The sequence below is a fragment of the Arcicella sp. GW821-FHT09D11 genome, assembly GCF_059416265.1.
In genome coordinates, this window is record NZ_JBWKOV010000004.1 from 492,256 (window position 1) to 517,128 (window position 24,873).

Here is a 24,873-nt window from a genome sequence, read left to right on the forward strand (position 1 = left end):
GATTAGAAAAGATATTAATCTTCCATGAGCGGGATTTTGATTTGAACTTTCGTTCCTATATTTACTTGCGAACTAACGACCAAGTTACCTTTGTGTAAGTGAATAATGTTTCTGGTGAGGGGCAGACCAATGCCGTAACCTTCAAACAAGGTAGTATTAGATGCGCGGAAGAATGGGTCATAAATAAAGGCAATTTCAGATTCAGGAATACCAATGCCTTGGTCTTCAACGATGATAATCACCTGTGAATTGCTTGATGCAATATGAATAGTGACAGGTTTGTTGTTAGAGTATTTACAAGCATTGTTTAAAATGTTGGCAAAGGCAAGGTGTAATAATTGTTGATTGCCCTTTACTTTTAGTTTTTTTGGGTCTTCTGGAAGAAGGCGTAAATCAACCAAGATTTTGTTATTAGGATTAAGCTTATCAATCAAGCTTTTGCTTACCCAGATGATTTCGTCGATACGAACCTTCTCAAAAGTAATAGCCTTCCCTTTATACCCCGTTTGCGCTAAAAAAAGTAAAGATTTTGTGATTTCATTCAGCCGTTCAGCTTGTTGAAGAATGTTTTTGAGTGCCATAGAATATTCTTCAGAAGTTCGAGGCTTTAATAAAGAAAAATCTGCCTCGCCAATAATGGTTGTCAGGGGTGTGCCAAGTTCGTGTGATGCGTTGCTAATAAAATTCTTTTGTGTTTCAAAAGCCGTTTCAATACGGTTGAGTAGTTCGTTGAAAGTGCTGGTTAACTCGCTGATTTCTATGCTTTTGTCGACATTGTTTTCAAGGCGAAGGTGAATGTTTTCAGTACTAATTTGTTTTACTTTATCGGTAATTTCCTTGATGGGGTCGAAGATGTGCTTTGAAAAATAGAATGAAAAGACAACCACAATTAAAACCACCATCGAAATTCCAGCAATCAGTACAGACCTTAAAAAAATCAAATGGTTTAAGGCATAATAATTTTCTGCTGAAACAATGACAAAGTATAGTTTTGCGCCTTTTCTATATTGCGAACCAGCGATGAATAAATTACCATCCTTTTCTTTGTAAGTTTCTGCTTTAGAAAGTGAAATAAGGAAATGAAGCGGTAATTGATGCTTATCGGCAATTTCTTGAAAATGAACATCAGGGGTAATTTCAATCAAGTATTCCTTCTCTTTTTCAAGCTTTTCTAAATGTTGATTTCTTAAGTTTTTTAAATATTTAGCATTGAGCGTTCCAGAATTCAAACTGTATTGTGCAGATATTCTTACACGAGCTTCGAGCCTTTTATAAAAATCGACATACGAATATTTGTCCAGAAAATAATAAATAGAGAGACCAAACACAACAACGATTGTGCTACTCAAAAGCCCAAGTATAATGGCTAATTTCGTTTGTGTTTTCATTTTTCTTTTAGTACATAGCCCATTCCAACAACGGTATGAATGAGCTTATGGTCGAAATCACCATCGATTTTTTTCCTTAGATAATTAATATATACATCAACCACATTGGTACCCATATTAAAGTTGATGTCCCAAGCACTTTCCAAGATGTCTATTCGTGAAAGCACTTTGCCTTTATTTTTTATCAAAACCAATAATAGCCGATATTCTGTTGCGGTTAAGGATATTTTCTGATCACCTCGGGTTACGGTTTTGGCATCATCATCAATGATTAAATCGCCGATAGCATAAGTTACTCTCGCATTATCGTCTGGAATATTATCAATATAGGAAGTCCTTCTTAGAAGAGCATTGATTCGAGCATATAATTCAATGAATTTAAAGGGCTTTACCAAATAGTCATCTGCACCTGTGTTTAGACCTAGGGCAATGTTTTCAGAAGTACCAAGGGCTGTCAGAAAAAGGATAGGTGTTTTGATGTGGCGTGAACGTAATTCTCTGCATACTTCGATACCATTTTTATCAGGCAACATAATGTCTAAGATGATGAGGTCAAAAGAAGATTCAGCAGCCATGCTAAGTGCAGTATTGCCATTTAGGGCAACAGATACTTCAAAGTTTGCTTCGTCTAAGCCTTTTTTTAAAAAATCGACAACGTTAATTTCGTCCTCTACTAAAAGTATTTTTTTATTCATGGTTCATTTCATTCTGCCTAATTTTACTTATTTCCGAAGCATCACTTTCTTCGCTTTCCTGATTTTCATGGTAGCATAGAAACGAATTTTTTCGTTATGAATTACCCATCCGCCAAAAGCACCTATTAAGCTACCAATAGAAATATCTATAAAACGTGTTACGAAAAGTAAATTTGGCTCTTGTATCAACGGATTTGCAGCTTCTGCCAGTAGTATTGTCATGGGCGTGATAAAAATAACAGCCAAAGCGTAATGTCTTACCACTAGTACCTCAATAATAAATTGTAGGAAGATAATACTGATGCAAATACTAAGAGGAGCGTTAACAATGGAGAGAATAACCCAACAAAGTCCTAAACCCAAAAAGGTACCTAAAATACGGTGGACTACTCTTTCCCAGATATGGTAGAGCGTAGCACCTTGCATGACCGCAAGGCAGGAAATGGGTATCCAATAGGGATTTTGAAGTGTTAACACATGTCCAATCAACATTGAAAAAAACATGAATACTCCAATAATCAATGCTTCAACCAAGTCGGTGTATTTACTTTTAACTAATAACTCAGAGATGAGGACAGCATCTTTTTTAGAACTTTTATTTTTCACTAAAAGACTATAGAGCAAAGCTAAAGAGCAAGCCAACATTGTTCCCATCGCTACCAAGCCAATTTTTTCGGGCATAACTTTTAAGTCATGAGGCATACCTCCGGCCAGAGAGGCTATAAAAATAAAAAAGAAACTTGCGGGTGGTTTTGTTTTAAAGTAAAGGTTAATCCAATAAACTATCGTAGCGTATATACCAAAGACTATTGTTGAAATAAGTGGATTGAAACTAAAAAGAAGCCCAATGGTATAAGAAACCAAGAAGCCGAAAGAACAAATTAACATAGTAGCCATGCGACTAACCAGAGAGTTTGCTATGGGTATATATAATATTACAATGCCAGCAAGGCTTGCCAATAAGCCAGATTTTATATTGTCAACGTATAAACCTGTGAGCAACGGAATACCAATGCATAGTGCAGCCAATACAGGAATATGCCACAGCCTATCGCTCTGTTTTATTTTAAAGAAACCTTTAACTTCTTGGTAAAAAAGCTGTTTAATAGATTGCTCTTGCATATTATTTCAATGATAATAAATCGCAATACCAGAAACCGTTATCAAATGGATTGTTTTGTTTAGAATCGTCACAATCATAGCTATCATCGTCTTTTGGCTTTGAGGAGGTATATTTCCGATAAACGATTTCTCCTTTTTCAAACGCAATGGGTTGTTTGAAAATTGGCCCATCAAATACAAAAGTATGAAACTCCCCGTTCTCGCCACAAGGGTCAACATTCTCAGGTAAGTCATTTAAAAAGCTTTCGTCTATGATTCTACCTACAAAGCTTTTATCCAAATACTTATCATTGACACAAGTTGTGATGGTTTTGAACCCTACATCCAGAAACTCCTTGATAATATCTTTGGTAGGTATTTTCCATAAAGGAAAAACACCTTTCAAGGCTAATTCAGCTAATTTGTTTTCTCGATATAAACGTAAATCTTCTAAAAAAATATCTCCAAAGATAGACACTGTTGCTCCTTTAGTCTTTAAATCTGTCAAAGTAGCTTTCATGACATCCTCGTATATTTCCATCGTAGGCATCTCGGGTAGGTACATTTTTACGAGGGGAATGCCAATACTTTCAGCCTGTTGTATCAATAATTCTTCGCGAACGCCATGCATTGATATTCTACGGTACTCTTCATTGATACTGGTCAGCAAACAATTAACTTTATATTCTGGTGACTGTAAGATTTTGTATAAACTCAAAGCAGAATCTTTCCCTCCACTCCAATTAAAAATTGCTTGCTGTTTTATCATGCTGTAAAAATAGGTTTTTGTTGGGAATGAATCATTATATTATGACTATTCCAATATATTAGCTTAACCAAAAAGTTGAGAAGGTTTGATAAATCTATATTGACAATAAACTAGATTAGAATTGTAGGATATTACAAATACGAGTGATTTGGAGTTTAGGAAATGAAAGAAAATAACGGAGTAAATAAAAATATACTACATTTAATTAATAATTACTTTTTATCAGAAAGTTTTTGCTTAATATCTTTAACAAAATCTATCGAAACCCCTGCTATATCTGCTATTTGTTCTAGGGATAAGCTTAGTTTTTCAAGTAAATTAACTACAAATTTAATCTGCTCTTTTTCTCGTGCCTGATCTTGTCCTCTCAAATAGAGAACATCTCTTTCTTCGCTAATATATTTTGCAATACTGTCCATGGCATTTTTTAAATTTAGTTCTAAGTTACGCAATTGTGCTAAAACACGCAATTGATTGAAGTACCTTTTTAACGAAAAATCTCCGTCTGAGGTTTCCTCAATCCGATGAATAATTTGTTTTAAAACATCTTCTATATTTTCTTGTTTAAAATTACCTAAAATCCCTAGAACAACCTCCTCAGGTTGTTCTGATAACAAAAACTGATGATAGTCTATTTCAGCAAATGTTATTAATAGAAACTCAAAACTCATTCGTTTCCGCTCAAGTTTCCTAGGCATTTTAGGATGTGAAGACCCTAAAAAGATAACATATTGTACAATAGGTAAATCATACTTTCTATCCAGCATTATAAAATATTCAGCCATTCTATAAACCATTTTAGGCTCATCAACTACCTGAAATTCAATTTGGAGTATAAAAATATTTCCTTGTGCATCCGTAATTTTCTTTAAAACATCTGGCTTTCGCTCTTTTGTATACTGAATATCATCAGGCAATTCTTCAGAAGATGTAGCTACGATACCAAGTAGATTTTGCATTAAATTGGGTATAACAGCCTCGATATTTTCTTTGAAAATCTTGTCGTATTGATTTGATTGGTGTTGGTGCTTACCTTTTTTCATAGGAGTAGATTAATTGTTAATCAAACGTTTGGTAAAACTATTATAAACATTCTTTATCCTCCAAACATCTTCGCCACAAAGAAAGCTGCTCCAGCCGCTGCTGCTCCAATAAGGGTTACTTTGATAGCTCCTGTCAATGGATTTTGCCCTGTTACTTTGCTTTTGAAATAGCCAAATATAAATAAGGTGATTAGTGTCACAACCATAGAATACAATAATCCTTGATGTGCATCCTCCACAGCAAAGTAAGGTGAGAGTGGAATGATTCCGCCGACGATGTAGGCTAAACCAATTGTCAAGGCTGAATTTCTGGCTCGATTGATATCTGGTTTTTCTAAGCCTAATTCAAATTTCATCATAAAATCTACCCATTTCTTTTTGTCTTTTGAAAGGGCTTCAACCACGATAATCTGTGCTTCTTCGTCCAAACCGTAGTCAGCAAATATTTCTCTTACTTCTTCTTTTTCACGTTCTGGTACTCGTTCTACTTCTTCATATTCGCGTTTTAGTTCAGCATCATAATGCTCTACTTCGGTTTGTCCCGCCAAATAACCGCCTAAGCCCATAGCGATTGAACCCGCTACAATCTCCGCAATACCAGCCGTTGTAATGATAGCAGTATTAGCAACAGCACCCGATAAGCCCGCTGCCAAGGCGAAAGGAACTGTCAGTCCATCAGACATTCCGATAACAATATCTTTAATAAAATCAGAGCTTTCTAGATGTTGTTCTTCCATGTTTTCTTCAGTAAGGGTTATGTATTGCAAGGTAGTTTTTTTGCTTTAAAGTTCGTGAAATTGCCCATAAATAAAAAAGAAGAACCTCAGGTTCTTCTTTTTTAGACTTTAAGATTTAGGACTTAAAGATACAAGATTTTAGACTAAAAGATATTAGATACAAGATTTCTTAATAGACTTTCAAGAAGCCTGCTTTTAGCATTTTGTGTCTAACGTCTTGTGTCTATCGTCTTTAAATCTTATTGAAATTTATTCCGCCACCCCTACATAGCGTGTTTCCTTCATTTTAGAGGCAATTGAGATATAAATCAAGAATGAGATAAACATCAATCCTGCGAAAAACCAGAAATATTTAGCGCCGTCTAGTTGAGCAAAGAAACCTTTGTTAGCAATATTTTCGTTGATAAGAGAAACCGCTAAATTACCGATAGAAACCGTTGAATAGAAAATAGCAGTCATGGTAGACTTCATTGATTTTGGCGAATTAGTATAAGCATATTCTAAGCCTGTAATAGAAACCAAGATTTCGCCCCAAGCTAAAATCAAATAGGCTAATACTTGCCACCAAACAGAGGGCTTACCACCACCATCAATACTTTCTTGAATCAAAGCAATAATAACAAAAGACAAGGCTGTTAGGAAGAATCCAACGCCTAAACGGCGTAGTGGCGTAGTTTTGATACCTAGTTTTTCAAAGAATGGATAGACAACATAGGTAAAAACAGGAATAAAACTTACTAAAAAGAAAGGATTAAATACTTGAACTTGTTCAGATAAGAAAGTAAAACCAAAGCCTGAGTTTAAATCTAATTTTTGAGCTTGTAAAACCCATTCTGATAAATTTTGGTCCCACAGTGCCCAGAAAATAGGGATAAAAGCAAAAACAATAATCAAACGATAAACTGCCTTTACGTCATCAACTTTCTGTGGGTCATAACTTGCTTTCGCTACATCTAGCCAATGGTCACCCTTCTGTTTCTTGCCCATATTTACTAAGGCATTGAAAGAAATAAATAAGAAATTATTTCTATTTATACCCATTGGAGGCACTTTTACATATTTATTTCTACCAGAAAAAAAGATAATAGTAGCCAACACCATTAATATTCCTGGAACTCCAAATGCCCAAGCTGCTCCATATTTTGCATAAATGATAGGAATACAAACATTAGACACTACAGAGCCTGAGTTGATTGAAAAATAAAACCAACCATATACTTTTGACATTAAATGTTCATTAGTCTTGTCGAATTGGTCACCAACATTGGCAGATACGTTGGATTTGATACCCCCAGCACCAGACGCAATGACAATCATACCTAATGAAAACAATGCGAGGTTTGTATCAAACATCGCTAACATTAAATGTCCAATACAGTATAATACAGATACATATAAAATCACTTTATACTTTCCGAAAAACCAGTCAGCTGCTATACCACCCAAAATAGGCATGATGTATGCCAAGGCAACAAACATGTGTACTTTTTGATTAGATTGAGCTTCGGCAGTTTGTTGAAGAAGTGGATTGAAAGTAGGATTGAAAAATTGTGCGATCAAAAAAGTAGGAAGAATTGAACGCATCCCATAAAAACTAAATCGTTCGGCGGCTTCATTCCCGATAATATATGGAACAGCTTTAGGATAGCTATTTGATTTTTGAACCACCTCGGTTTCAATGGATTTTGATGTCATAAAATAAAAGTGTTAATCAAGTTTGTGAATGAAATGTAAAGAAAATGTTAAGATTAAGCTTGACAAAATTATGCTAAAATACATTCTCTGAGTTTTAGAAACAATTCTGACTACTTATTGAAAAGATTGTTAAATATACAATTTTTGTACTTTACTGCTAATTATATTTAAAAATCTTCACTTTTATTGTCTTAATCTAATTTTTAGCCAAATAAAAATAATCATTTTAACTTATAAAACTACCATAGGCATTGATAGTTAATACTGAATCGGGTTAGTACAAATCCTTATAAATTACTATTCGTGAAACATTTTGTGGAACACTCTTTGCTTATGTGGTGAGAAAGGACGATATTTGAAGTCTGTTATTTGAGGTACTGGGAATTGAGAATTAACTTTTAGTAATAAGAGAGTAAGAATTATCAAAAATACTTTTTATAGCTTCTTTTCACTATTTATAATTTAATAACCTAGCTTAAAAAAGACTGTAACTCAGAAAAATCCAAGATGGGGAAAATAATTGCCATAGCCAACCAAAAAGGAGGAGTTGGAAAAACGACAACCACTATTAACTTGGCGGCAAGCTTAGCCGCTCTCGAATTCAGAACACTCATTGTTGATGCTGACCCGCAGGCGAACTCTACCTCTGGTTTAGGATTCAACCCAAAGGAAATCGAAAATTCAATTTATGAATGTATGGTTGATGGAGTAAATGTACAAGATATTATCATTGCTACAGATTTACCGTATCTCCATATTATTCCTTCTCATATCGATTTGGTGGGTGCCGAAATTGAAATGATTAACCTTCGTGACCGTGAACAGAAAATGAAGGAGTCGTTAGGCGTGATTCTTGACAATTACGACTTTATCATTATCGACTGTTCTCCATCGCTTGGTTTAATTACTATTAATGCCCTCACTGCCGCAGATTCAGTGATTATTCCTGTACAGTGCGAGTATTTTGCTTTGGAAGGCCTAGGTAAATTATTAAATACCGTTAAAATCATTCAATCTCGTTTAAATACTAATTTGGCGATTGAAGGTATTTTATTGACAATGTATGATTTAAGAGTACGTTTGTCAAACCAAGTAGTTGCGGAAGTAACAGCCCATTTTCATAATATGGTATTCAATACCATCATTCCTAGAAACATTCGCCTTTCAGAATCACCAAGCTTTGGTGTACCAGCCATTGCGCATGACTCAGAAAGCAAAGGGGCAATTAGTTACCTAAACCTTGCTCGTGAGGTTTTGGCTAAAAATGGATATGTCACCCAAGAGTAGATTGTTCTTCATAAGTTGATATTTATTTCAGAAGAATCTGTTCTTTTTTATAGTAGAAGAAATGAGTAAAGTAGAAATCCCAGCAGTAAAAAAACGTGTCGGACTTGGTAGAGGCTTAGGAGCTTTACTTCAAGATTCTGACGAGGTAAATAACACGCAGAGCCGTCACCAACCGGCTACGCCAATCGAACGTCCTACTCGTTTAGAGCAAATCAGTTCGATGAATGAAATATCGGTTGATTTGATTGAAACCAACCCTTATCAGCCAAGGACGCATTTTGACGAAGAGGCCTTGAATGAATTAGCAGATTCAATCAGAGTACAAGGGATTATTCAACCAATTACTGTCCGCCAGATTGCACCTAATAAGTTCCAATTGATTTCTGGGGAACGTCGTTTACAGGCTTCAAAAAGAGCAGGCTTGAAAAGCATTCCTGCTTATGTAAGAACTGCCGACGACCAACAGATGCTAGAAATGGCATTGATTGAAAACATTCAGCGTGAAAACCTGAATGCCATTGAAATTGCCTTAAGTTACCAGCGATTGATTACAGAATGTTCTTTAAAACAAGAAGAACTAGGAGATAGGGTAGGGAAGAACCGTACAACGGTTAATAACTATATACGTTTACTGAAATTGCCAGATGTTATCCAAGTGGCACTCAGAGATACTAAAATATCGATGGGGCATGCTCGTGCTATCATCAATATTCCTGATAGAGAACAACAATTAGATATCTTTCAGAAAACAATTGCAGATGATTGGTCTGTTAGAAAAGTAGAGGAGGCAGTTCGTGAATTAGCGAATGCATCTTTAGTAAATACTGCTAAAAAAGCTATTGGAGGAGGAGTAAAGCAGGAAATCAGAAGTTTACAGTTTCGTTTACAAGCTTATTTTGGAGCTAAAGTAACAGTAAAAGCAGATGATAAAGGCAAAGGAGAAATTAAAATTCCATTTACTTCTCAGGAAGAACTTGATAAAATATTATTGGCTATAAAAGCTTAGTTGAGAATCCAGTCCTTCTACTATTTCAAAAGAGGACTGGATTTTTCTCTTAAAAAATCTTAATTACCCTTCACCAGACGGAATATTAGCGGTAATTTTGCGTTGAAGTTCAAAAACTAAAATGAAGAAATTACTAGTTGGCTTATTTTTTTTTCTTGGCTTGTTGCTTGAAAACCAAGCGCAAGTTTTGAAAGGAGGTAAAGTAGAAAGTCTAAAAGACTCAGTAGAAACTGCAATTGCTAAGAAAGATTCTGTAAAAAAGCCTTATAAAATCATTCCTAGAGTTTCCACTATCCGTTCGGCAATGGTGCCTGGTTGGGGACAAATTTATAATAGACAATACTGGAAATTGCCTTTGGTATATGGCGGATTTGCAGTCAATATTTATTTTATTGTTACGAATCATGCTAGATATGCATATTATAGACAGCAATATATCGATAACTTCCAAGTAGCAACTCCACCAGCAAATGCCAAAATTACGTTATATGGAGACGATAGCGGATTACAGAGAGAATACACTTCTGCACAACTCAATACGATTGTAAATGGTTATCGTAGGAACAGAGATGGTTCATACCTGATTTTAGCTGTAGTATGGGCTGCGAATATCATTGATGCTAACGTGACGGCTCATTTAAAGACCTTTGATTTGACGGATGATATTTCTCTGAAAATTCAGCCGACACTTACAAGCCCCGATATGATGAATGCAGTGTACGGTGCCAAAATTACTTTTGCTTTTAAGTAATAAAATTTAATAATAAATCCCGCTTGGGAATATTCAATTATACAATCAAATTTTTAATTATGAATATTGTTTTACTCGGTTATGGAAAAATGGGAAAGGTTATTGAGAAAATTGCCTTAGACCGAGGTCATCAAATAGTTGCTCGTATTGACATCACTAATCGTCATGAGTTTGAAGCCTTAAGTCCTTCACAAATTGATGCAGTCATTGAATTTAGTCACCCTTCTTCTGCTTTTGAAAATGTTAAAGCATGTTTAAATAAAGGTGTTCCTGTGGTGTGTGGCACAACTGGCTGGTTAGAAAACAAACCAGAAGTTGAAGCCTTAGCCATTGAAAAAGACGGTGCTTTCTTTTGGTCGTCCAATTATTCTATTGGGGTAAATATCTTTTTTCAATTGAATAAAACGTTGGCAAAACTAATGAAACCGCAGAAACAATATTCGGTGTCGACTACAGAAATTCATCATACTGAAAAGAAAGATTCTCCCTCTGGGACAGCCATCACGATTGCTGAAGGATTGATAGAAAACCTTGAAGGCAAAAGCAAATGGATAAATAATGAAAATCCTGCTGATGACGAAATTGCTATTTGGTCGGCACGTGAAGGGAAAGTACCAGGAACGCACATTGTAAAATATATTTCAGATATTGATCAAATAGAAATCTCACACGTTGCTCATGGTCGTGAAGGTTTTGCCTTAGGCGCAGTCATTGCAGCAGAATGGATTGTAGGAAAGAAAGGCGTTTTCGGTATGAGTGATTTGTTGGCTTTTTAGCTTTCTTTAAGCTATGAGCTATGAGTTATCAGCCATGAGTAATGAGCTAAAAAAACTCAAAGCTTAATGCTCATAGCTCATAGCTCATAGCTCATAGCTCATAGCTAAACTGTAATTCTATTATAAACTATACGACTAACCTTAGGAAAATTATTTCCAACACATATAAAATGTCAGAAAAAAAACAACCTGTACAAAAATCAGCTTTCCGCGAATGGATTGATTCAGTAGTATTTGCGGTAGTAGCGGCAACTTTAATACGTTTCTTCTTTTTTGAGGCCTATACAATTCCTACACCATCAATGGAAAGTTCACTGATGGTAGGTGATTTCCTGTTTGTAAGTAAATTACATTATGGTGTTCGTACACCCAAAACGCCCCTTCAAGTACCTTTAACACATCAGAAAATATGGGGAACAGATATTCCTTCTTATTTACGTTGGTTAGATTTACCTATCAAGCGTCTTCCCGGATTCTCTGAGGTAAAGCAAGGTGATGCCGTAGTATTTAATGTGCCCAACTACTCGCCCGACGGAGATGCCCCAGTTGATTTAAGAACTTATTATATCAAACGTTGTATCGGAACACCGGGTAAAACATTAGAAATTCGTGATACACAGGTATATATCGACGGGAAACCAATGGAAAATCCGCCGAAATTACAGCATGAATATATCTTAAAAGTAAAAGAGCAATTAACAAATGAGTTCTTTGAAGAGCATGATATTTTTAATGGAGTAGATGCTACAGGACAACAGAATGCTAACTGGATGGAAGTGAACTTGACTGCACAAGATTCTCTAATAGGTGGTTTGCACGATTATATCGTAAATACTTATCAAGGAAATATCGATGAGTTCAAAAAAATGAAATCATTTGTGAGCGTAGATTTATTAAAGGCGCCAAAAAATACACCTGACGGACAAGATGGTATGACTAATGATGATGGTGCTACGCCAATGTTTGGTAGTTCGTATATCTGGAATAGAGATAACTATGGTCCTTTGTTGATTCCTAGTAAAGGATTAACCATCAAGCTAGATTCTGGTAATGTAGATAAATACAAATACATTATTAAATACTACGAGGATAACAAAAATGTAGTGATTGATGGTCATAGAATCATGATTGATGGCAAAACAATCACTTCGTATACATTTAAGCAAGATTATTATTTTATGATGGGGGATAACCGTCATCATTCAGCGGATTCACGCTATTGGGGTTTTGTTCCTGCTGACCATGTTGTAGGGAAAGCAGTATTTATTTGGATGTCATTAGACCCTAATAAGAACTTCTTGAGCAAAATTCGTTGGAATAGAATCTTTAGATTTGTTAACTAGCAGATTTAAGCCCAATATCAAAACGTGTAAATGAAATTTTAATCATTTACACGTTTTTGTTTTATAGCCAATCTATCAACTCATAGATTATTGATAAAATTCTTTTCAATTACTGTAATTGATTAAATATTTTTCCGACTAACGATAGGAAACATATTTTCAAGACAGATAAAATGACAGAGAAAAAAGAACCTATAACAAAATCGCCTTTCCGAGAATGGATTGATTCCGTAGTATTCGCAGTAGTAGCAGCCACTTTAATTCGCTTCTTCTTTTTTGAAGCTTACACCATTCCAACCTCTTCGATGGAGAGCTCTATGATGGTGGGAGATTATTTATTTGTAAGCAAACTACATTATGGCGTTCGTACGCCTAAAACACCCCTTCAAGTACCCTTGACACATCAGAAAATATGGGGAACAAATATTCCATCTTATTTATCATGGATAGATTTACCAATCAAACGCTTGCCAGGCTTTTCAGAAGTAAAGCAAGGAGACGCAGTAGTATTTAATGTCCCCAATTTCACGCCTGATGGTGATGCCCCTATTGATTTAAGAACGTATTATATCAAACGCTGTATAGGAACACCTGGTAAAACCATTGAAATACGTGATACACAAGTATATGTTGATGGGAAACCGATGGACAATCCTGTAAAGATGCAACACAAATACCTGCTTTATGCCAAGCAAGATTTACAGACTTTAAGTGCGGAGGAGGCCAATATTTTTGAAGAAATGGGCATTACCAATGGTGTTGATGGTGCTGGCGACCCTAATGACAACTTTACTATCCCTTATACAATGGATGAAATTCAAAATATTGATTCTACCAAAAGTAATTTTAGGTACGTTATCAATACATCACAAGAAAACGTAGATGTATTAAAGCAAAAACCTTGGGTACAATACATTAAAAAAGTAATTATGCCAAAAGGGATGACTGATTTACAAGATAGCAGAACGAATGATGATGGATCTACAGCGATGTTTGGTAGTTCTTATGTTTGGAACAGGGATAATTTCGGACCATTGCTGATTCCTAAAGAAGGCTTGACGATTCCACTAAATGCTGTCAATGTTGATAAATATAAATATGTTATCAAATATTATGAAGGGAATAAAAATGTTGTAATTGATGGATATAAAATCTTGATTGATGGTAAGGCAATCAGTTCTTATACCTTTAAGCAAGATTATTATTTTATGATGGGCGATAATCGACATCATTCAGCTGATTCCCGTTATTGGGGCTTTGTACCTGCTGACCATATCGTTGGCAAAGCTGTATTCACTTGGATGTCTTTAGACCCCAACAAGAGTTTCTTTAGCAAAATTCGTTGGAATAGGGTATTTAGATTGGTGGATTAAGAGAATAACTATAACTGAGGTCTAAGAAAATGTTTATTTCTTAGACCTCAGTTAGTAAGATATATTATTTACTTTATTTTTTACATATATTTTAGTACTCTTTTCTGTTTTCAAGTCCATTCCCATTGTACTACTTGTTTGTTGAATTGTCTTAATTAGATTTATTTCTGTAATCAGTTTAGTATTTGTATCTACCGATAATTCACCTTCATAATTTTCTGAATTCGTAGAAGTTGTGATATTAATTTCCCCTACATCTTTAGTTTGGTTAGTATTATTTCTGTAAATCTGGCCTTTGAGAGTAATTAAAGCTTGATTATTGTCAAGTTTAGTGCATTTATATCTATTAATGAAAATCTTTTTACTCGTTTTTATAGTATCTGTCCAACTTTCATTTAATGAAAACGTAGATTTGTTAAGAAGCAGATAATCCCATTCATCTATAGGATGTAGTCGTACTGTTTCTTCCCAAATATTCTGAAACATAGTATTTTGATAAGTACTCTCTAAGCTGTTTGTTCTGAGATTAAAGATAGACTCTTCAGGAGCATTTATATAGATATCATATTTTTTTCCTAATAACTGTGTAGTTTGATCTCTGTCAAAAGTGTTTTCAGAGTCGTAGGTTTTCTCTTCTGTTTTAGTTTTTATCTTAATTTTAACTTGTTTTATTACTCTGTTGACTTGTAATAAATCATCTGATTTCTTCTTTACTTTTACCTCTCTTGTTGTACTTCTTTGTTGTGTACCCATATTCTGAGTATAGGTTAATCCATTCTTTGATACTGTATTCGAGTTGGGTTCAAATTGAGGAATTATTTCAATTTGGGTAGTGAGAGTCTTATTTACCAGTTCAACTTGCGAGAAAATAGGAAATAGGTTGTAGAAAAAAATAAGGGACATTAATAGGTATTTCATGATGTAAAAAAATTAAATGAGTGTTGATTGCAAAATAATTGATTTAAATTTATATTTACAAATGATTAAGAGGGTAATCAAATAAATTTTTAACATCTAAAAAATAATTTTATGAAAAAACTAATAGTAATTCTATGTTTATTAACTTGTTGTTTTACTACTACCTTTGCTAAAAATAATATTAAACCAAAGGCTTCTACAAGTAATAATAGTAACAGCAGTCTTCTTTTAAAGAAGACAATTTCAGATAAGAAAGTTCTAAATACCTCAAACGTACTTTCTAAGTCCTTTTTTGATCTTTGCTTATATGCAAGCGAATCGTGGGTAGATGATGACGCTTATATTCATGAAGTGTCATATTATATAATTTGTGGGGCACGTCCTATAGTAATAGTTGCTATTGTCGAAGACGTAGTTGGTCCTGAATAATTAATTAAATACATTTACGATTACCCTCTGATCTACATATTTAATAAAAACTACATGCGACAAATTAAAACCATTTTAAGTTTATTCCTATTTATAACTTTACATCAACTTCAAGCTCAAAACTTTTCTGTTTGTTTACATTTTTCTCCAAAGCCAACTAGTGCTATTTGTTCCATTTTGCTAAATAATAAAGTAGCAAAGACCTTTGTAGCGAAAGATACCTGTATTAACCTGAATATATTAGGTAGAAGTCAACACTCACTAGAAGTAAGGGCACTTGGCTATAAAACTGAATCAATAATTTTTAATTTAGATACGCTACGTAAGCCACTCATTATTATTCTTCAAGAGAAAAATATCCTTTTACAAGAAGTAGAGGTAAAGGCTTCACCTTTAATAACGATGAAAGGTGATACACTTGTAATTAATGCTAAAAATATTTTTACCAAACCTCAAAGTGATGCGACAGAATTAATAAATAATCTCCCAGGAGGAATGATAACTCCCAATGGGCAAATTTATTTGTTTGGAAAACCAATTAGCAATATTACAATAGAGGGCATGAGCATATTTGGTGGAAATCCTAAAACTATTTTGATGCTTTTAAAAGCAGATATGGTTTCTTCTTTAGAAATTCTACCTAATGCTGATAACCAAAGAAATGAAATAAATATCAGATTAAAAGAAGGTAGAAAAAAAGGTATTTATGGTGAAGTAGAAGCGCTAGCAGGCTCATTTGATAGAGAAAGCGGAGTAATAAAAATTAATAGAATATCTCCTAATAAGTTTTTGAGTTTTTTTAGTACAGCCAATAATCTAAATCAAAAAAATGCAACAATAGGTAATTCCATTAGTTTAGCGAGTAGTTTTTTTAAGAGAATAGATGGAGCATATTCTTTAACAGAGTTTATAGATGGTTATGCCACAGAGACTAGTAAATTCAAATATTTACCAACCTCAATAAATGATGATGGTGTTAATACAAATAGGACAACTGGTATAAATTATAGTTTTAAGGTTAAGAACCAAGATTGGATTGCTTTTTCAGTGTTGGATGCAAATAAAAGAGATTATAGAGAGTTAAATACAAAATCTCTTTATTTTTCAGATAAGGAATTATTTAAGAATAGTACAGATAACAGAACATATAAAACTTTTGAATGGCTTAATACAGTAGGGTTGAACTGGAAAATTGATACTAAGAATACCCTAAAGTGGCTACAAAGTTATCGTTGGACTAATGCTACAATAGTTAGTAAATACAATAGTACATCTTCTGTTTCTTCAATAGATGCAAATGATCTTAATATTTTTGATAATCAATCTTATTGGACTCAACATAATTTTATTGCCAATCAACAATTACAATTGATTCACCGCCATCAGAAGCCCGGAAGAGTGTCATCTTTATATTTAGCTGGATATTGGGAGCAAAAGAAGAATGATTTTCAATATGCTAATATACTTAAACAAGCAGCATCATTATTAGATTCTAACAATCAGCTTCGTAATCAACCCTTTAATAATCTCTTTATAGATTTTCAGTTTCAGCACAGTTCGCCCTTATCACGAACATGGCTATTAGATACAAAAATATTTAATAAAATTGATAACAAGTACTATAAACAATCGATATACAATTGGAATACAACTAACAATGCCTTTGACAATTTACTTAGTTCTTCAAGTATTCCAAAATTTGATGTACTCAGTTCAGAATTAGGTGCTCAAGCTGTATTACTTTATAAGAAAAGACACTGGCAGTTAGCTTCTGGCTTAGGGTTAACATATTTAAACTTTTCGAAGAAATTTCCAGAAAGTATAATTGAAGATAACCGAATGGTTTTTATTCCTAAAATTTATGCTGAGTATAATATTTTGCCAAAGGGGAAAGTGTCAGTTTTATACCAAAAAAAATATCAATATCCTGATACTCAACAATTATTTCCAATTCCAGATAGTTCAAATGTTACCTCAATTCAGCTAGGAAATCCATCTTTATCCATCATGGAAAAACATGCCTTTAAGCTAAATGTAAACTTTCCATCTGCTTCAGGAAAACTATTATCATTAAACTTGAATTATGAGTTTACTCCAAACAATATTATTGGTGGCCAGTCCCTTACAGGTGTAACAACTAACAATTATTATCTCCAGAAGAATTTAGCTTCATCGTATTGGCAAGTTATGGCTTCGTATAGTTTGTTTAATCAACCTAAATGGAGTTTGTATACTATCAATTCACTTGCTAATATCAATAACTATACTGTTTTAGATAATAATACTCTCCCTATCAAAATGTACTATTATTATACTAACTTATCGCTAAAATGGAATCCAATTAGAACTACTTCTTTAAAACTTGATTGGAAGGGAAACCTTTTTGGAAATGATTTAGGAAATAATATAAAATGGAATTTTAGGAATGAATTTTCTTTTAGAGCAGAATCACAACTCACTGAAAAACTATTTATCAATAGTAATTTGACGGTCTTTCAAAACTTCTTTCAAAAAAATATTAGGACTATTCCTGTGTTAGATTTAACAGTCTCGGGCTATTTATGGCATAATAAGGTAAAGCTAAATGGAAGTTTAATGAATGTTTTCAATCAAAATCCTACCTACAGCTATTCTGCTAATGGTAACGAAACTACTGAGCAATCTAAAAACTTTCTACAAAGATATTTTTCTTTAGGTGCAACATTGTATTTGAGCAAATGGGGGAAATAAATAGTAATAAGTTCAGTTGTTTTTATGGATGATAATAATCTTATTTTTTATAGCCATTCATTCTTTTATAAAGTCCATTCATCAAAATTATAGGAAATACTAGGTCAATAAATTTATTTAATGGCCTAGTAGACTATTTTTGTAGTAAAAAAATAATGATAATATGAGAAAAATATTCACAGTAATCTTTACATCATTTGTTACTTTTCATGGTTTTGCACAATCAGGAATTAAAGAGAATGAAGTAGCGAGAATCATCAAAACCCTTAGTGCCGATGATATGATGGGTAGAAGAACTTTTACGCCTGGTATCGAAAAGGCTTCACTATTCCTACAAAATGAATTTAAGAGAATTGGATTAAAACCTTTGACTGGACTTACTTCATTTGAACAAAAATTCAATATGTATTCACTGAAGCCACAACAAGCTGCTGTTTCTTTGAATAATACAACCCTTGAAAATGACAAATACTTTTTTGTAACTGCTAAAGAATCTCTGTCATGGACAGACCCCTCTAAAGTATCCGTTTTCTATGTTAATGAAAATGATAATTTGAGAAAAGCTTATGGCGAAATCAAAAAGAAAAACCTAGATGCTATTGTACTGGTTAATCCTAAACATCAAAAGATGTTTGCTAACTACAAACGTTATTTAGGCAATGGCTCAATGAGCGAAAGTGTAGGTAAAGGAGAATCACAATTATTTGTTTTAGCAGATTCTACCCAATTGAGTTCAATAAACGTAGCATTAAAAAATAGTGTAGAAACGCTTCCACTTGCGAATGTGGCAGGAACGATTCCTGGAAAAAGAGCAAATGAGTATTTGGTATTCTCGGGGCATTACGACCACCTTGGTTATCAAAAAGCCGTTGAAGGAGATTCTATTGCTAACGGAGCAGATGATGATGCATCTGGTACTACTGCCGTTGTTACTTTGGCTGATTATTATAAAAAATTAGGCAAACCTGAACGTACTCTAATTTTTGTATGCTTTACCGCAGAGGAAATTGGTGGGTATGGCTCACAATATTTTTCAAAGCAACTAAATCCTGATGAAATTGTAGCGATGTTTAATATTGAAATGATTGGTAAACCATCAAAATTTGGGGCTAATTCTGCTTTTATTACAGGATTTGAACGATCAGATTTTGGAACATTCCTACAAGAAGCCGTAAAAGGTACAAGTTATAGTTTTCATCCTGACCCATACACTGAGCAAAACTTATTTTATCGTTCAGACAACGCTACTTTAGCAAGATTGGGTGTCCCTGCTCATTCTATTTCATCAGACCAAATTGATATTGATAAATTATATCATTCTGTTAATGATGAGTTTGAAAGTTTAGACATGCCTCACATGACTAATATGATTAAAGCCATAGCGGTAGGGTCGAAGCCAATGGTGGATGGAAAGGTAACTCCAAAAAGAGTCAATAAAGCGGAGGTAGATTAATTTTTGTCAATAACATGAGTCATCCCGAATTTTCTCATAAATCTGTAAAATTTCAAAGATTTTTGGATTTATACTCGACCTTACTTTTTGTCTTGATACAAAAAGTAACCGCGACGGCGGACCGTAAAAAAATCAAGAATTCCTAATCGCAACGGCGACCCGTCTCGCTCTGCTCAAACAGTAGGAATTCGGTGTTCATCAATCATAAAAAAGCGGTCGAAATTAGTTTTTCGACCGCTTTTTTATGATTTTAAAAATTGGGATGACTCATATTTAAATACTATACATCTGCAATTTTCCAGCCTTCACGATATTCGCGACCAACAAATTGGTTGGCATCATCAAAGTTGGTGATTTTCATATCACCACCATTCCAAATTAATTTGTTTCTTCCATAGAAATCAAAGTTTCCTTTTTCGTTTTTCTTACGAAGCATATAACTACGAATCGCTAAATTTCCCATCAATACCGTTTCGGTAAGTGGCCCTGAATAATCAAACGAAGATGTCAATCCTTTATGCGCTTTACTATCGTACCCCGCTTTACAAGCTTCTGTCCAACTAACTTGATGCCCATATTCAGGTAAAGATTTTACATCAGTCTGGGCTACTTTAGGTGCTTCAATTTTTTCTCCTGAATTCAAATATATTTTAGGGTCATTTCCATACATACCTATGGTCATGATACCTTTTGTACCCGTAAGAATAATACCATTTGCTCCACCGTCATTACTAATGGCTTCGTTAGCAGGAATCAAATCTGGGTGCATTGGTCTGATACCACCATCCATCCAAATCATTTTCATCGCTGATTTGTTCTTCTTTGTTGCAGGGAATTTAATTTCAACGTGTGATGAAGGTGGACAACCTTCAGGAATATACTCAGGAGTCCAATCTTTGATAAATACGGCGCCTACGCTACATTCCACTTCAGTTGGATAGCCTAAGCCTAAAATTCTAAAAGCAGAGTCAATTGTGTGGCAACCAATGTCACCTAATGCTCCTGTACCAAAATTCCACCAGCCACGCCATTTGAAAGGGTGATAAAGCGGATGATAATCAACCCACTGTGCTGGTCCAACCCAAGTATCCCAATCTTTTGGCGCCATCGATTCAATCAATGGTGGTTTGTCTGTGGGAACAGGAATTCCTTGAGGCCAAACTGGACGGTTTGTCCAAATATTTACAGTGTGAACATTCCCAATTTTACCTTCATCAAACCATTTGATAGCTGTATTCTGAGCAGGGTTAGACGAACCCTGATTTCCCATTTGGGTTACTACTTTATATTTTTTTGCAGCCTTAGTCAGCATTCTAGCCTCTGCAATATTGTGTGTTAATGGTTTTTGTACATATACGTGTTTACCCATTTGCATACATTGCATCGCTGCATAAGCATGGAAATGGTCGGGAGTTGAAATCGTTACAGCATCAATGTCTTTAGACATTTCTTGTAACATTACCCTAAAATCACGGTATTTTTTGGCATTAGGAAATTTCTCGAAGGTTCCTTTGGTTCTGCCCCAATCTACATCACATAATGCTACGATATTTGAAGTCCCATTATTATAAGCATTAATAATATCGGACTGCCCCTTACCACCTGCACCGATGGCTGCAATATTGAGTTTGTCGCTAGGAGCAATATAGCCTTTGCCTAATACATGACGGGGTACAATAAAAAAGCTACCCAACGCCAAAGAACTCGTTTTAAGAAAATCTCTTCTAGAGTTTTGTTGTTTAGAATCTGACATAGTTAAATTGGAATTTATTTTAGAATAATGCTACAAATTAGGTTTATTATCCCAAATAATTGTCCTGATTTAATAATAAAATAGTCAGTAAAAATATATTATTTACTTAGTTTTAAATGATAGCCCACACTAGGAATTAAGAAAATATTATTGCCAGTATCAGTAATCCCGACAGGTACAAGAATATTCAAATCAAAAGCATGTCTTGCTCTATCAAAACGTAAACCACCAGAAATAACAAAACCATTGTCAATACTTACTTGGTTACCAACTGCAAAAAAGTTTTCTGTAAAAAAAGTAAGATTAGGGGAAACTTTTTTCATATATCCTACTGAAAGCCCAAAACCACCGTTCGTATCTTCTGTAAAAAATATTGGACTAACGTTTAAAAAACTCTCTTTTTTGCCAAAGCTAAAAGAAGGAATAATAATAGAAGTATTACCTATTTCTTTTCCTCCTAAGTGATTTCCAGTAACCGAAAAATTAAAGTTTTCTTTAGATATGATGTTTACTTTTGCTTTTATTGAATAGAATTGAGTAGGAACAATGGTAAAAAAGCCAAAACCTATACTGACTCTGTCTCCTAAAGCAGCAGCGAATTCACTATAATAGAATAGAATATTATGATATTCAAAAGCATCTTTTTCCATTGCAAAACCAGTAGGAGCAACAAGCAGCCGATTAACAAAACGGTTTGGATAATAAGGTTTGTTACTGATAGGGTTGTTTTTATCGTACAATTCAATACTTACAATCTGAGCGACATCGACAGTAACTAACCCTAAATTATCGGTTTGAATTTTGCTTTGTACTGCATTCTGTTCAATGACTCTACCTAATAATTGTGTACCATCTTTTAGCCGAATAATATATGAATTTGGCTTCGTTTTAGTAGTATCTGTTTTGTAATAATCTTGAGCAGTAATCGTAAAACATACTGTAAGAAGGCAAAGTAAGAGTAATATTTTTTTCATTAGCTGTAGTGAAATAGGAGGTTGATTGTATTATCAGAGGTTTTTTAAATGTAAATATGATTTTGAATAAACTAATATTCAATAATTAAATTTCTTGTAGTAGGCTAGGAAAGAAAACGTATTTTCCACGATAGCGTTTATCAACAGCATCGTTCAAATCATCTAAATAATCGTTTTCAAACACTTCAAACCCTTCTATACTATCAAAAACGTATTGGAAAGAATATGTTACACCACCGTTATCGATTTCAGTCAATAACTTCAAGATTTTGTAGCTTTTAGGAAAGCCTGTTAGCATTACTTTCGGCACATGAATGGCTCGCATCCAATCAAGAAAATCTTGTTCCGAGTTGATATCAATATTGTATGTAATATTATGAAATAACATAAAAGATAATTGTGAATGAATGAGTGAGTTGTGGGTTTGTTTTAGTTAGTGAATTAGTGAGTTGTGATTTAGTGATTGTTTTTAGTTGATAATGACTGAATTGTAGGTTAGCGAATTATGATTTAGTTAGTTTTGTGTCTTTTTATTTACAATGTCCTAAATCTTATACTCCTAAATTTAGTCTAGTGTTTTTCAGTCCTAAAGTCCCAAATCCTATACTCCTAAATCTTGTGTCTAGCGTATTTCAGTCTTAAAGTCCTAAAAGAAAACACTCACCTAATAGTCGATAATTTAATCTTTGTTCCCCAAAGTGCTAAGAAAATAACAGAGATGAAATAGATAACATTCCTAGAATCGATTAGTCCTCTTCCAAGAGCATCATACTGATAATCGAGTCCTATTTGAGCGAAAATATAGCCAAAATCCCCTAAAAAAGGCAACTGAGCCAGTTGACCTATTCCGTAGTAAAGTACTAAACAAATCGTAAAAGCTAAGATAAATGCTGTTACTTGATTATCTGTTAGGGAAGAAGTAAAAATACCAATAGCCGCAAAAACACAAGCCAAAAAGAAAAGCCCTAAGTAGGAACTCAACACAGCAGCCGAATCGACATTGCCTTGTGGATTACCTAGTTGATAGACAGAATAATAGTATAAGGTAGTAGGCAAAAGCGCCAACAAAACTAAATAACAGCTAGCGAAATACTTACCTAAAATAATTTGCCAAGTAGAAAGTGGCTTAGTAAATAATAATTCTATCGTACCCGTTTTTACTTCCTCGGCAAAAGCTCGCATTGTGGTGGCGGGAATCAAAAATAAAAAGATAAAAGGAGCAATCTGAAAAAAAGATGATAAATCTGCAAAGCCAAAATCAAGAATATTGTCCTTAAAAAACCATACGAATAAACCAGTTGCAGTAAAAAATACACCAATAACAATATAACCGACGATGGAGCTTAGGAAAGTATTTACTTCTTTTTTGAAGATTTGATACATAATAATTTAAAAATTTGAAATTGAGTTTGCTAGCTTTTAGCTAATGTAAAATAAACGACGTTATTGTGTGAATTAAAGGGATGCATAAAGTATTTTTAATTCACAACTCTTAGTTAACTCAATTATTTACAAAACATTATTCAAAAATTGATTTTTCTTTTTTCAGAATTGCAGAGATAATCAAAGCCACAATTAAGCCACCAATAAAGCCCGCTATAACGGTGAAAATAAAACCAATACTTGGGTCTGTAGCATAACCAATAATTTTTTCATTCATTTCCATCTGCGAATCTGTAGCACCTTGCTCTTCCATTTTTTGGCGCATTAGGTTGGCTTGTTTAATCATTTCAGAATTATCGATGTACTTTAAATAAAGAATATTAAAGCCCCCAGATACAACTCCCCAAATAACGCCAGAAAGTAAGCCTATTCCCAAGCCTTCACTATAATCCATAAAGCCATTATTCTGACTTTTGTAATCATTCATTGCCAACACTTGTATCAAACAAGTAAATGCCAATCCTATTAGAAATAAGAAGAAGCCTGTAGAAACATCTTGATTATTTTTTACTCCTAAAAGTTGAGTGCCTACTGATAGGATAATAGAGATAATCCCTGCGATAATTCCCCATTTTAGCGCAATTCTTGTGGTAGTAGTTTGGCTTTCCATTGTTTAAGGTTTTTTTACATATTGATATTGACGTCTGAAAAACAGAGAAATCATAATAGAAATGAGTACTCCGAGTGGCACTTTGCCTTTCAAACCAATAATTTCGTCAATGGCGATGTCCTTAGGAGATAAAATCTTAAAAGCTTCCAAAATACTATTGAATGATGCTACTCCCATCTCTTGGATATATCCATTTCTTACTTTTGGCATTTTAAGCATAGCTGTTGTTTGTTCTATGTATTCGGCTAGAATAGTATTGCCACCTGCACTCAACCAAAAATAAAGACCTAAAGCACTAACGCACGCTCCAACAATGTTAGTAAGATTAGCCACAGCAAAACCTTCCCAGAAATGTAGCGTACTATCTGGATTGTGTTTACGATAGTTTTTTACCGCAAATATCATCACTACAATGCTAAATAATAAAGAAGGTGCTTTTTTGCCATCTAAAGGAATCTGGCCTATACTTTTTAAAACAAAACAATAAGCTAAAGTCAGCAATCCTGCAATAATACCGTATATGATGATTGTTTTTGTAAACGATTTATTAAACATTCTTTTGTTGGTAAAATGATATTTAGCTGTGAGCCTTGAGCTAT

23 protein-coding genes are annotated in these 24,873 nt (G+C 34.0%); 9 read left to right on the top strand and 14 right to left on the bottom strand.

The genetic code is table 11. The annotated features are described in order from the left end of the window. Window positions 1-14 precede the first annotated feature (14 nt). The 7 genes from AC07N0_RS14855 to AC07N0_RS14885 form a co-directional block, all read right to left on the bottom strand. Entirely contained in the window at window positions 15-1,388 is a 1,374-nt protein-coding gene (locus AC07N0_RS14855; protein ID WP_494589787.1) for a sensor histidine kinase, read from the bottom strand. Then, window positions 1,385-2,083: a response regulator transcription factor gene (locus tag AC07N0_RS14860; protein ID WP_494589788.1), complete on the bottom strand. Its 699-nt coding sequence runs from the start codon at window positions 2,081-2,083 to the stop codon at window positions 1,385-1,387. Before AC07N0_RS14860 ends, AC07N0_RS14855 begins: the two co-directional genes overlap by 4 nt. Before the next feature lie 27 nt (window positions 2,084-2,110). Further along, window positions 2,111-3,205 (bottom strand): FUSC family protein, encoded by a 1,095-nt coding sequence (locus tag AC07N0_RS14865; RefSeq protein WP_494589789.1) that lies wholly within the window; start codon window positions 3,203-3,205, stop codon window positions 2,111-2,113. A gap of 1 nt (window position 3,206) precedes the next feature. After that, window positions 3,207-3,953, bottom strand: coding sequence for a Dph6-related ATP pyrophosphatase (locus tag AC07N0_RS14870; protein WP_494589790.1), 747 nt, complete (start codon window positions 3,951-3,953; stop codon window positions 3,207-3,209). Window positions 3,954-4,165: 212 nt separating this feature from the next. Then, complete coding sequence (locus AC07N0_RS14875) at window positions 4,166-4,996, bottom strand: hypothetical protein (protein WP_494589791.1); 831 nt, start codon at window positions 4,994-4,996, stop codon at window positions 4,166-4,168. A 53-nt stretch (window positions 4,997-5,049) separates the two neighbouring features. After that, window positions 5,050-5,733 (bottom strand): VIT1/CCC1 transporter family protein, encoded by a 684-nt coding sequence (locus AC07N0_RS14880; protein WP_494589792.1) that lies wholly within the window; start codon window positions 5,731-5,733, stop codon window positions 5,050-5,052. Between the two features lie 249 nt (window positions 5,734-5,982). Continuing rightward, window positions 5,983-7,428, bottom strand: coding sequence for a POT-type proton-dependent oligopeptide transporter (locus AC07N0_RS14885; RefSeq protein WP_492799045.1), 1,446 nt, complete (start codon window positions 7,426-7,428; stop codon window positions 5,983-5,985). A gap of 507 nt (window positions 7,429-7,935) precedes the next feature. Here AC07N0_RS14885 and AC07N0_RS14890 point away from each other — a divergent pair. From AC07N0_RS14890 to lepB (AC07N0_RS14915), 6 genes are all read left to right on the top strand, one after another. Further along, window positions 7,936-8,715, top strand: coding sequence for a ParA family protein (locus tag AC07N0_RS14890; RefSeq protein WP_309920033.1), 780 nt, complete (start codon window positions 7,936-7,938; stop codon window positions 8,713-8,715). A gap of 61 nt (window positions 8,716-8,776) precedes the next feature. Then, entirely contained in the window at window positions 8,777-9,721 is a 945-nt protein-coding gene (locus AC07N0_RS14895; protein WP_309920031.1) for a ParB/RepB/Spo0J family partition protein, read from the top strand. A 121-nt stretch (window positions 9,722-9,842) separates the two neighbouring features. Beyond that, window positions 9,843-10,472, top strand: a complete 630-nt coding sequence (locus AC07N0_RS14900) for a DUF5683 domain-containing protein (protein ID WP_494589793.1) — start codon at window positions 9,843-9,845, stop codon at window positions 10,470-10,472. A 59-nt stretch (window positions 10,473-10,531) separates the two neighbouring features. After that, a complete protein-coding gene (gene dapB / locus AC07N0_RS14905) occupies window positions 10,532-11,248 on the top strand; it encodes a 4-hydroxy-tetrahydrodipicolinate reductase (protein ID WP_492799047.1) in 717 nt (238 codons plus the stop codon). A 170-nt stretch (window positions 11,249-11,418) separates the two neighbouring features. Further along, window positions 11,419-12,591 (top strand): signal peptidase I, encoded by a 1,173-nt coding sequence (gene lepB, locus AC07N0_RS14910; RefSeq protein WP_494589794.1) that lies wholly within the window; start codon window positions 11,419-11,421, stop codon window positions 12,589-12,591. 173 nt (window positions 12,592-12,764) lie between these two features. Next, complete coding sequence (gene lepB / locus AC07N0_RS14915; protein WP_494589795.1) at window positions 12,765-13,964, top strand: signal peptidase I; 1,200 nt, start codon at window positions 12,765-12,767, stop codon at window positions 13,962-13,964. 51 nt (window positions 13,965-14,015) lie between these two features. On the opposite strand, the gene AC07N0_RS14920 is transcribed toward lepB (AC07N0_RS14915), so the two are convergent. Then, window positions 14,016-14,882, bottom strand: a complete 867-nt coding sequence (locus AC07N0_RS14920) for a hypothetical protein (protein ID WP_494589796.1) — start codon at window positions 14,880-14,882, stop codon at window positions 14,016-14,018. Window positions 14,883-14,993: 111 nt separating this feature from the next. On the opposite strand from AC07N0_RS14920, the gene AC07N0_RS14925 reads away from it, so the two are divergent. From AC07N0_RS14925 to AC07N0_RS14935, 3 genes are all read left to right on the top strand, one after another. Further along, complete coding sequence (locus AC07N0_RS14925; protein ID WP_494589797.1) at window positions 14,994-15,311, top strand: hypothetical protein; 318 nt, start codon at window positions 14,994-14,996, stop codon at window positions 15,309-15,311. A gap of 54 nt (window positions 15,312-15,365) precedes the next feature. Further along, window positions 15,366-18,041 carry an outer membrane beta-barrel protein gene (locus AC07N0_RS14930; protein ID WP_494589798.1) on the top strand — a complete coding sequence of 892 codons (2,676 nt, stop codon included), beginning with the start codon at window positions 15,366-15,368 and terminating at the stop codon, window positions 18,039-18,041. A 163-nt stretch (window positions 18,042-18,204) separates the two neighbouring features. Continuing rightward, window positions 18,205-19,494 (top strand): M28 family metallopeptidase, encoded by a 1,290-nt coding sequence (locus tag AC07N0_RS14935; RefSeq protein WP_494589799.1) that lies wholly within the window; start codon window positions 18,205-18,207, stop codon window positions 19,492-19,494. A gap of 280 nt (window positions 19,495-19,774) precedes the next feature. Here AC07N0_RS14935 and AC07N0_RS14940 read toward each other — a convergent pair whose 3' ends face one another. The 6 genes from AC07N0_RS14940 to AC07N0_RS14965 all read right to left on the bottom strand — a co-directional run bounded on the left by AC07N0_RS14940 (window position 19,775) and on the right by AC07N0_RS14965 (window position 24,829). Then, a complete protein-coding gene (locus tag AC07N0_RS14940) occupies window positions 19,775-21,247 on the bottom strand; it encodes a Gfo/Idh/MocA family protein (RefSeq protein ID WP_492799051.1) in 1,473 nt (490 codons plus the stop codon). A gap of 98 nt (window positions 21,248-21,345) precedes the next feature. Next, a complete protein-coding gene (locus AC07N0_RS14945) occupies window positions 21,346-22,221 on the bottom strand; it encodes a hypothetical protein (RefSeq protein ID WP_494589800.1) in 876 nt (291 codons plus the stop codon). Between the two features lie 85 nt (window positions 22,222-22,306). Beyond that, window positions 22,307-22,609: a DUF4286 family protein gene (locus AC07N0_RS14950; RefSeq protein ID WP_494589801.1), complete on the bottom strand. Its 303-nt coding sequence runs from the start codon at window positions 22,607-22,609 to the stop codon at window positions 22,307-22,309. Window positions 22,610-22,881: 272 nt separating this feature from the next. Then, the gene (gene gldF / locus AC07N0_RS14955) at window positions 22,882-23,604 is read right to left on the bottom strand and encodes a gliding motility-associated ABC transporter permease subunit GldF (protein ID WP_492799053.1); all 723 of its coding nucleotides are present in this window, start codon (window positions 23,602-23,604) and stop codon (window positions 22,882-22,884) included. 136 nt (window positions 23,605-23,740) lie between these two features. After that, window positions 23,741-24,274, bottom strand: coding sequence for a DUF4199 domain-containing protein (locus tag AC07N0_RS14960; protein ID WP_492799054.1), 534 nt, complete (start codon window positions 24,272-24,274; stop codon window positions 23,741-23,743). A gap of 3 nt (window positions 24,275-24,277) precedes the next feature. Continuing rightward, the gene (locus AC07N0_RS14965; protein WP_494589802.1) at window positions 24,278-24,829 is read right to left on the bottom strand and encodes a DUF4199 domain-containing protein; all 552 of its coding nucleotides are present in this window, start codon (window positions 24,827-24,829) and stop codon (window positions 24,278-24,280) included. Window positions 24,830-24,873 lie beyond the last annotated feature (44 nt).

Coding starts and splice junctions, on each gene's coding strand:
- AC07N0_RS14855 (WP_494589787.1), bottom strand. CDS start 1,388: ATGAAAACACAAACGAAATTAGCCATTATACTTGGGCTTTTGAGTAGC.
- AC07N0_RS14860 (WP_494589788.1), bottom strand. CDS start 2,083: ATGAATAAAAAAATACTTTTAGTAGAGGACGAAATTAACGTTGTCGAT.
- AC07N0_RS14865 (WP_494589789.1), bottom strand. CDS start 3,205: ATGCAAGAGCAATCTATTAAACAGCTTTTTTACCAAGAAGTTAAAGGT.
- AC07N0_RS14870 (WP_494589790.1), bottom strand. CDS start 3,953: ATGATAAAACAGCAAGCAATTTTTAATTGGAGTGGAGGGAAAGATTCT.
- AC07N0_RS14875 (WP_494589791.1), bottom strand. CDS start 4,996: ATGAAAAAAGGTAAGCACCAACACCAATCAAATCAATACGACAAGATT.
- AC07N0_RS14880 (WP_494589792.1), bottom strand. CDS start 5,733: ATGGAAGAACAACATCTAGAAAGCTCTGATTTTATTAAAGATATTGTT.
- AC07N0_RS14885 (WP_492799045.1), bottom strand. CDS start 7,428: ATGACATCAAAATCCATTGAAACCGAGGTGGTTCAAAAATCAAATAGC.
- AC07N0_RS14890 (WP_309920033.1), top strand. CDS start 7,936: ATGGGGAAAATAATTGCCATAGCCAACCAAAAAGGAGGAGTTGGAAAA.
- AC07N0_RS14895 (WP_309920031.1), top strand. CDS start 8,777: ATGAGTAAAGTAGAAATCCCAGCAGTAAAAAAACGTGTCGGACTTGGT.
- AC07N0_RS14900 (WP_494589793.1), top strand. CDS start 9,843: ATGAAGAAATTACTAGTTGGCTTATTTTTTTTTCTTGGCTTGTTGCTT.
- dapB (WP_492799047.1), top strand. CDS start 10,532: ATGAATATTGTTTTACTCGGTTATGGAAAAATGGGAAAGGTTATTGAG.
- lepB (WP_494589794.1), top strand. CDS start 11,419: ATGTCAGAAAAAAAACAACCTGTACAAAAATCAGCTTTCCGCGAATGG.
- lepB (WP_494589795.1), top strand. CDS start 12,765: ATGACAGAGAAAAAAGAACCTATAACAAAATCGCCTTTCCGAGAATGG.
- AC07N0_RS14920 (WP_494589796.1), bottom strand. CDS start 14,882: ATGAAATACCTATTAATGTCCCTTATTTTTTTCTACAACCTATTTCCT.
- AC07N0_RS14925 (WP_494589797.1), top strand. CDS start 14,994: ATGAAAAAACTAATAGTAATTCTATGTTTATTAACTTGTTGTTTTACT.
- AC07N0_RS14930 (WP_494589798.1), top strand. CDS start 15,366: ATGCGACAAATTAAAACCATTTTAAGTTTATTCCTATTTATAACTTTA.
- AC07N0_RS14935 (WP_494589799.1), top strand. CDS start 18,205: ATGAGAAAAATATTCACAGTAATCTTTACATCATTTGTTACTTTTCAT.
- AC07N0_RS14940 (WP_492799051.1), bottom strand. CDS start 21,247: ATGTCAGATTCTAAACAACAAAACTCTAGAAGAGATTTTCTTAAAACG.
- AC07N0_RS14945 (WP_494589800.1), bottom strand. CDS start 22,221: ATGAAAAAAATATTACTCTTACTTTGCCTTCTTACAGTATGTTTTACG.
- AC07N0_RS14950 (WP_494589801.1), bottom strand. CDS start 22,609: ATGTTATTTCATAATATTACATACAATATTGATATCAACTCGGAACAA.
- gldF (WP_492799053.1), bottom strand. CDS start 23,604: ATGTATCAAATCTTCAAAAAAGAAGTAAATACTTTCCTAAGCTCCATC.
- AC07N0_RS14960 (WP_492799054.1), bottom strand. CDS start 24,274: ATGGAAAGCCAAACTACTACCACAAGAATTGCGCTAAAATGGGGAATT.
- AC07N0_RS14965 (WP_494589802.1), bottom strand. CDS start 24,829: ATGTTTAATAAATCGTTTACAAAAACAATCATCATATACGGTATTATT.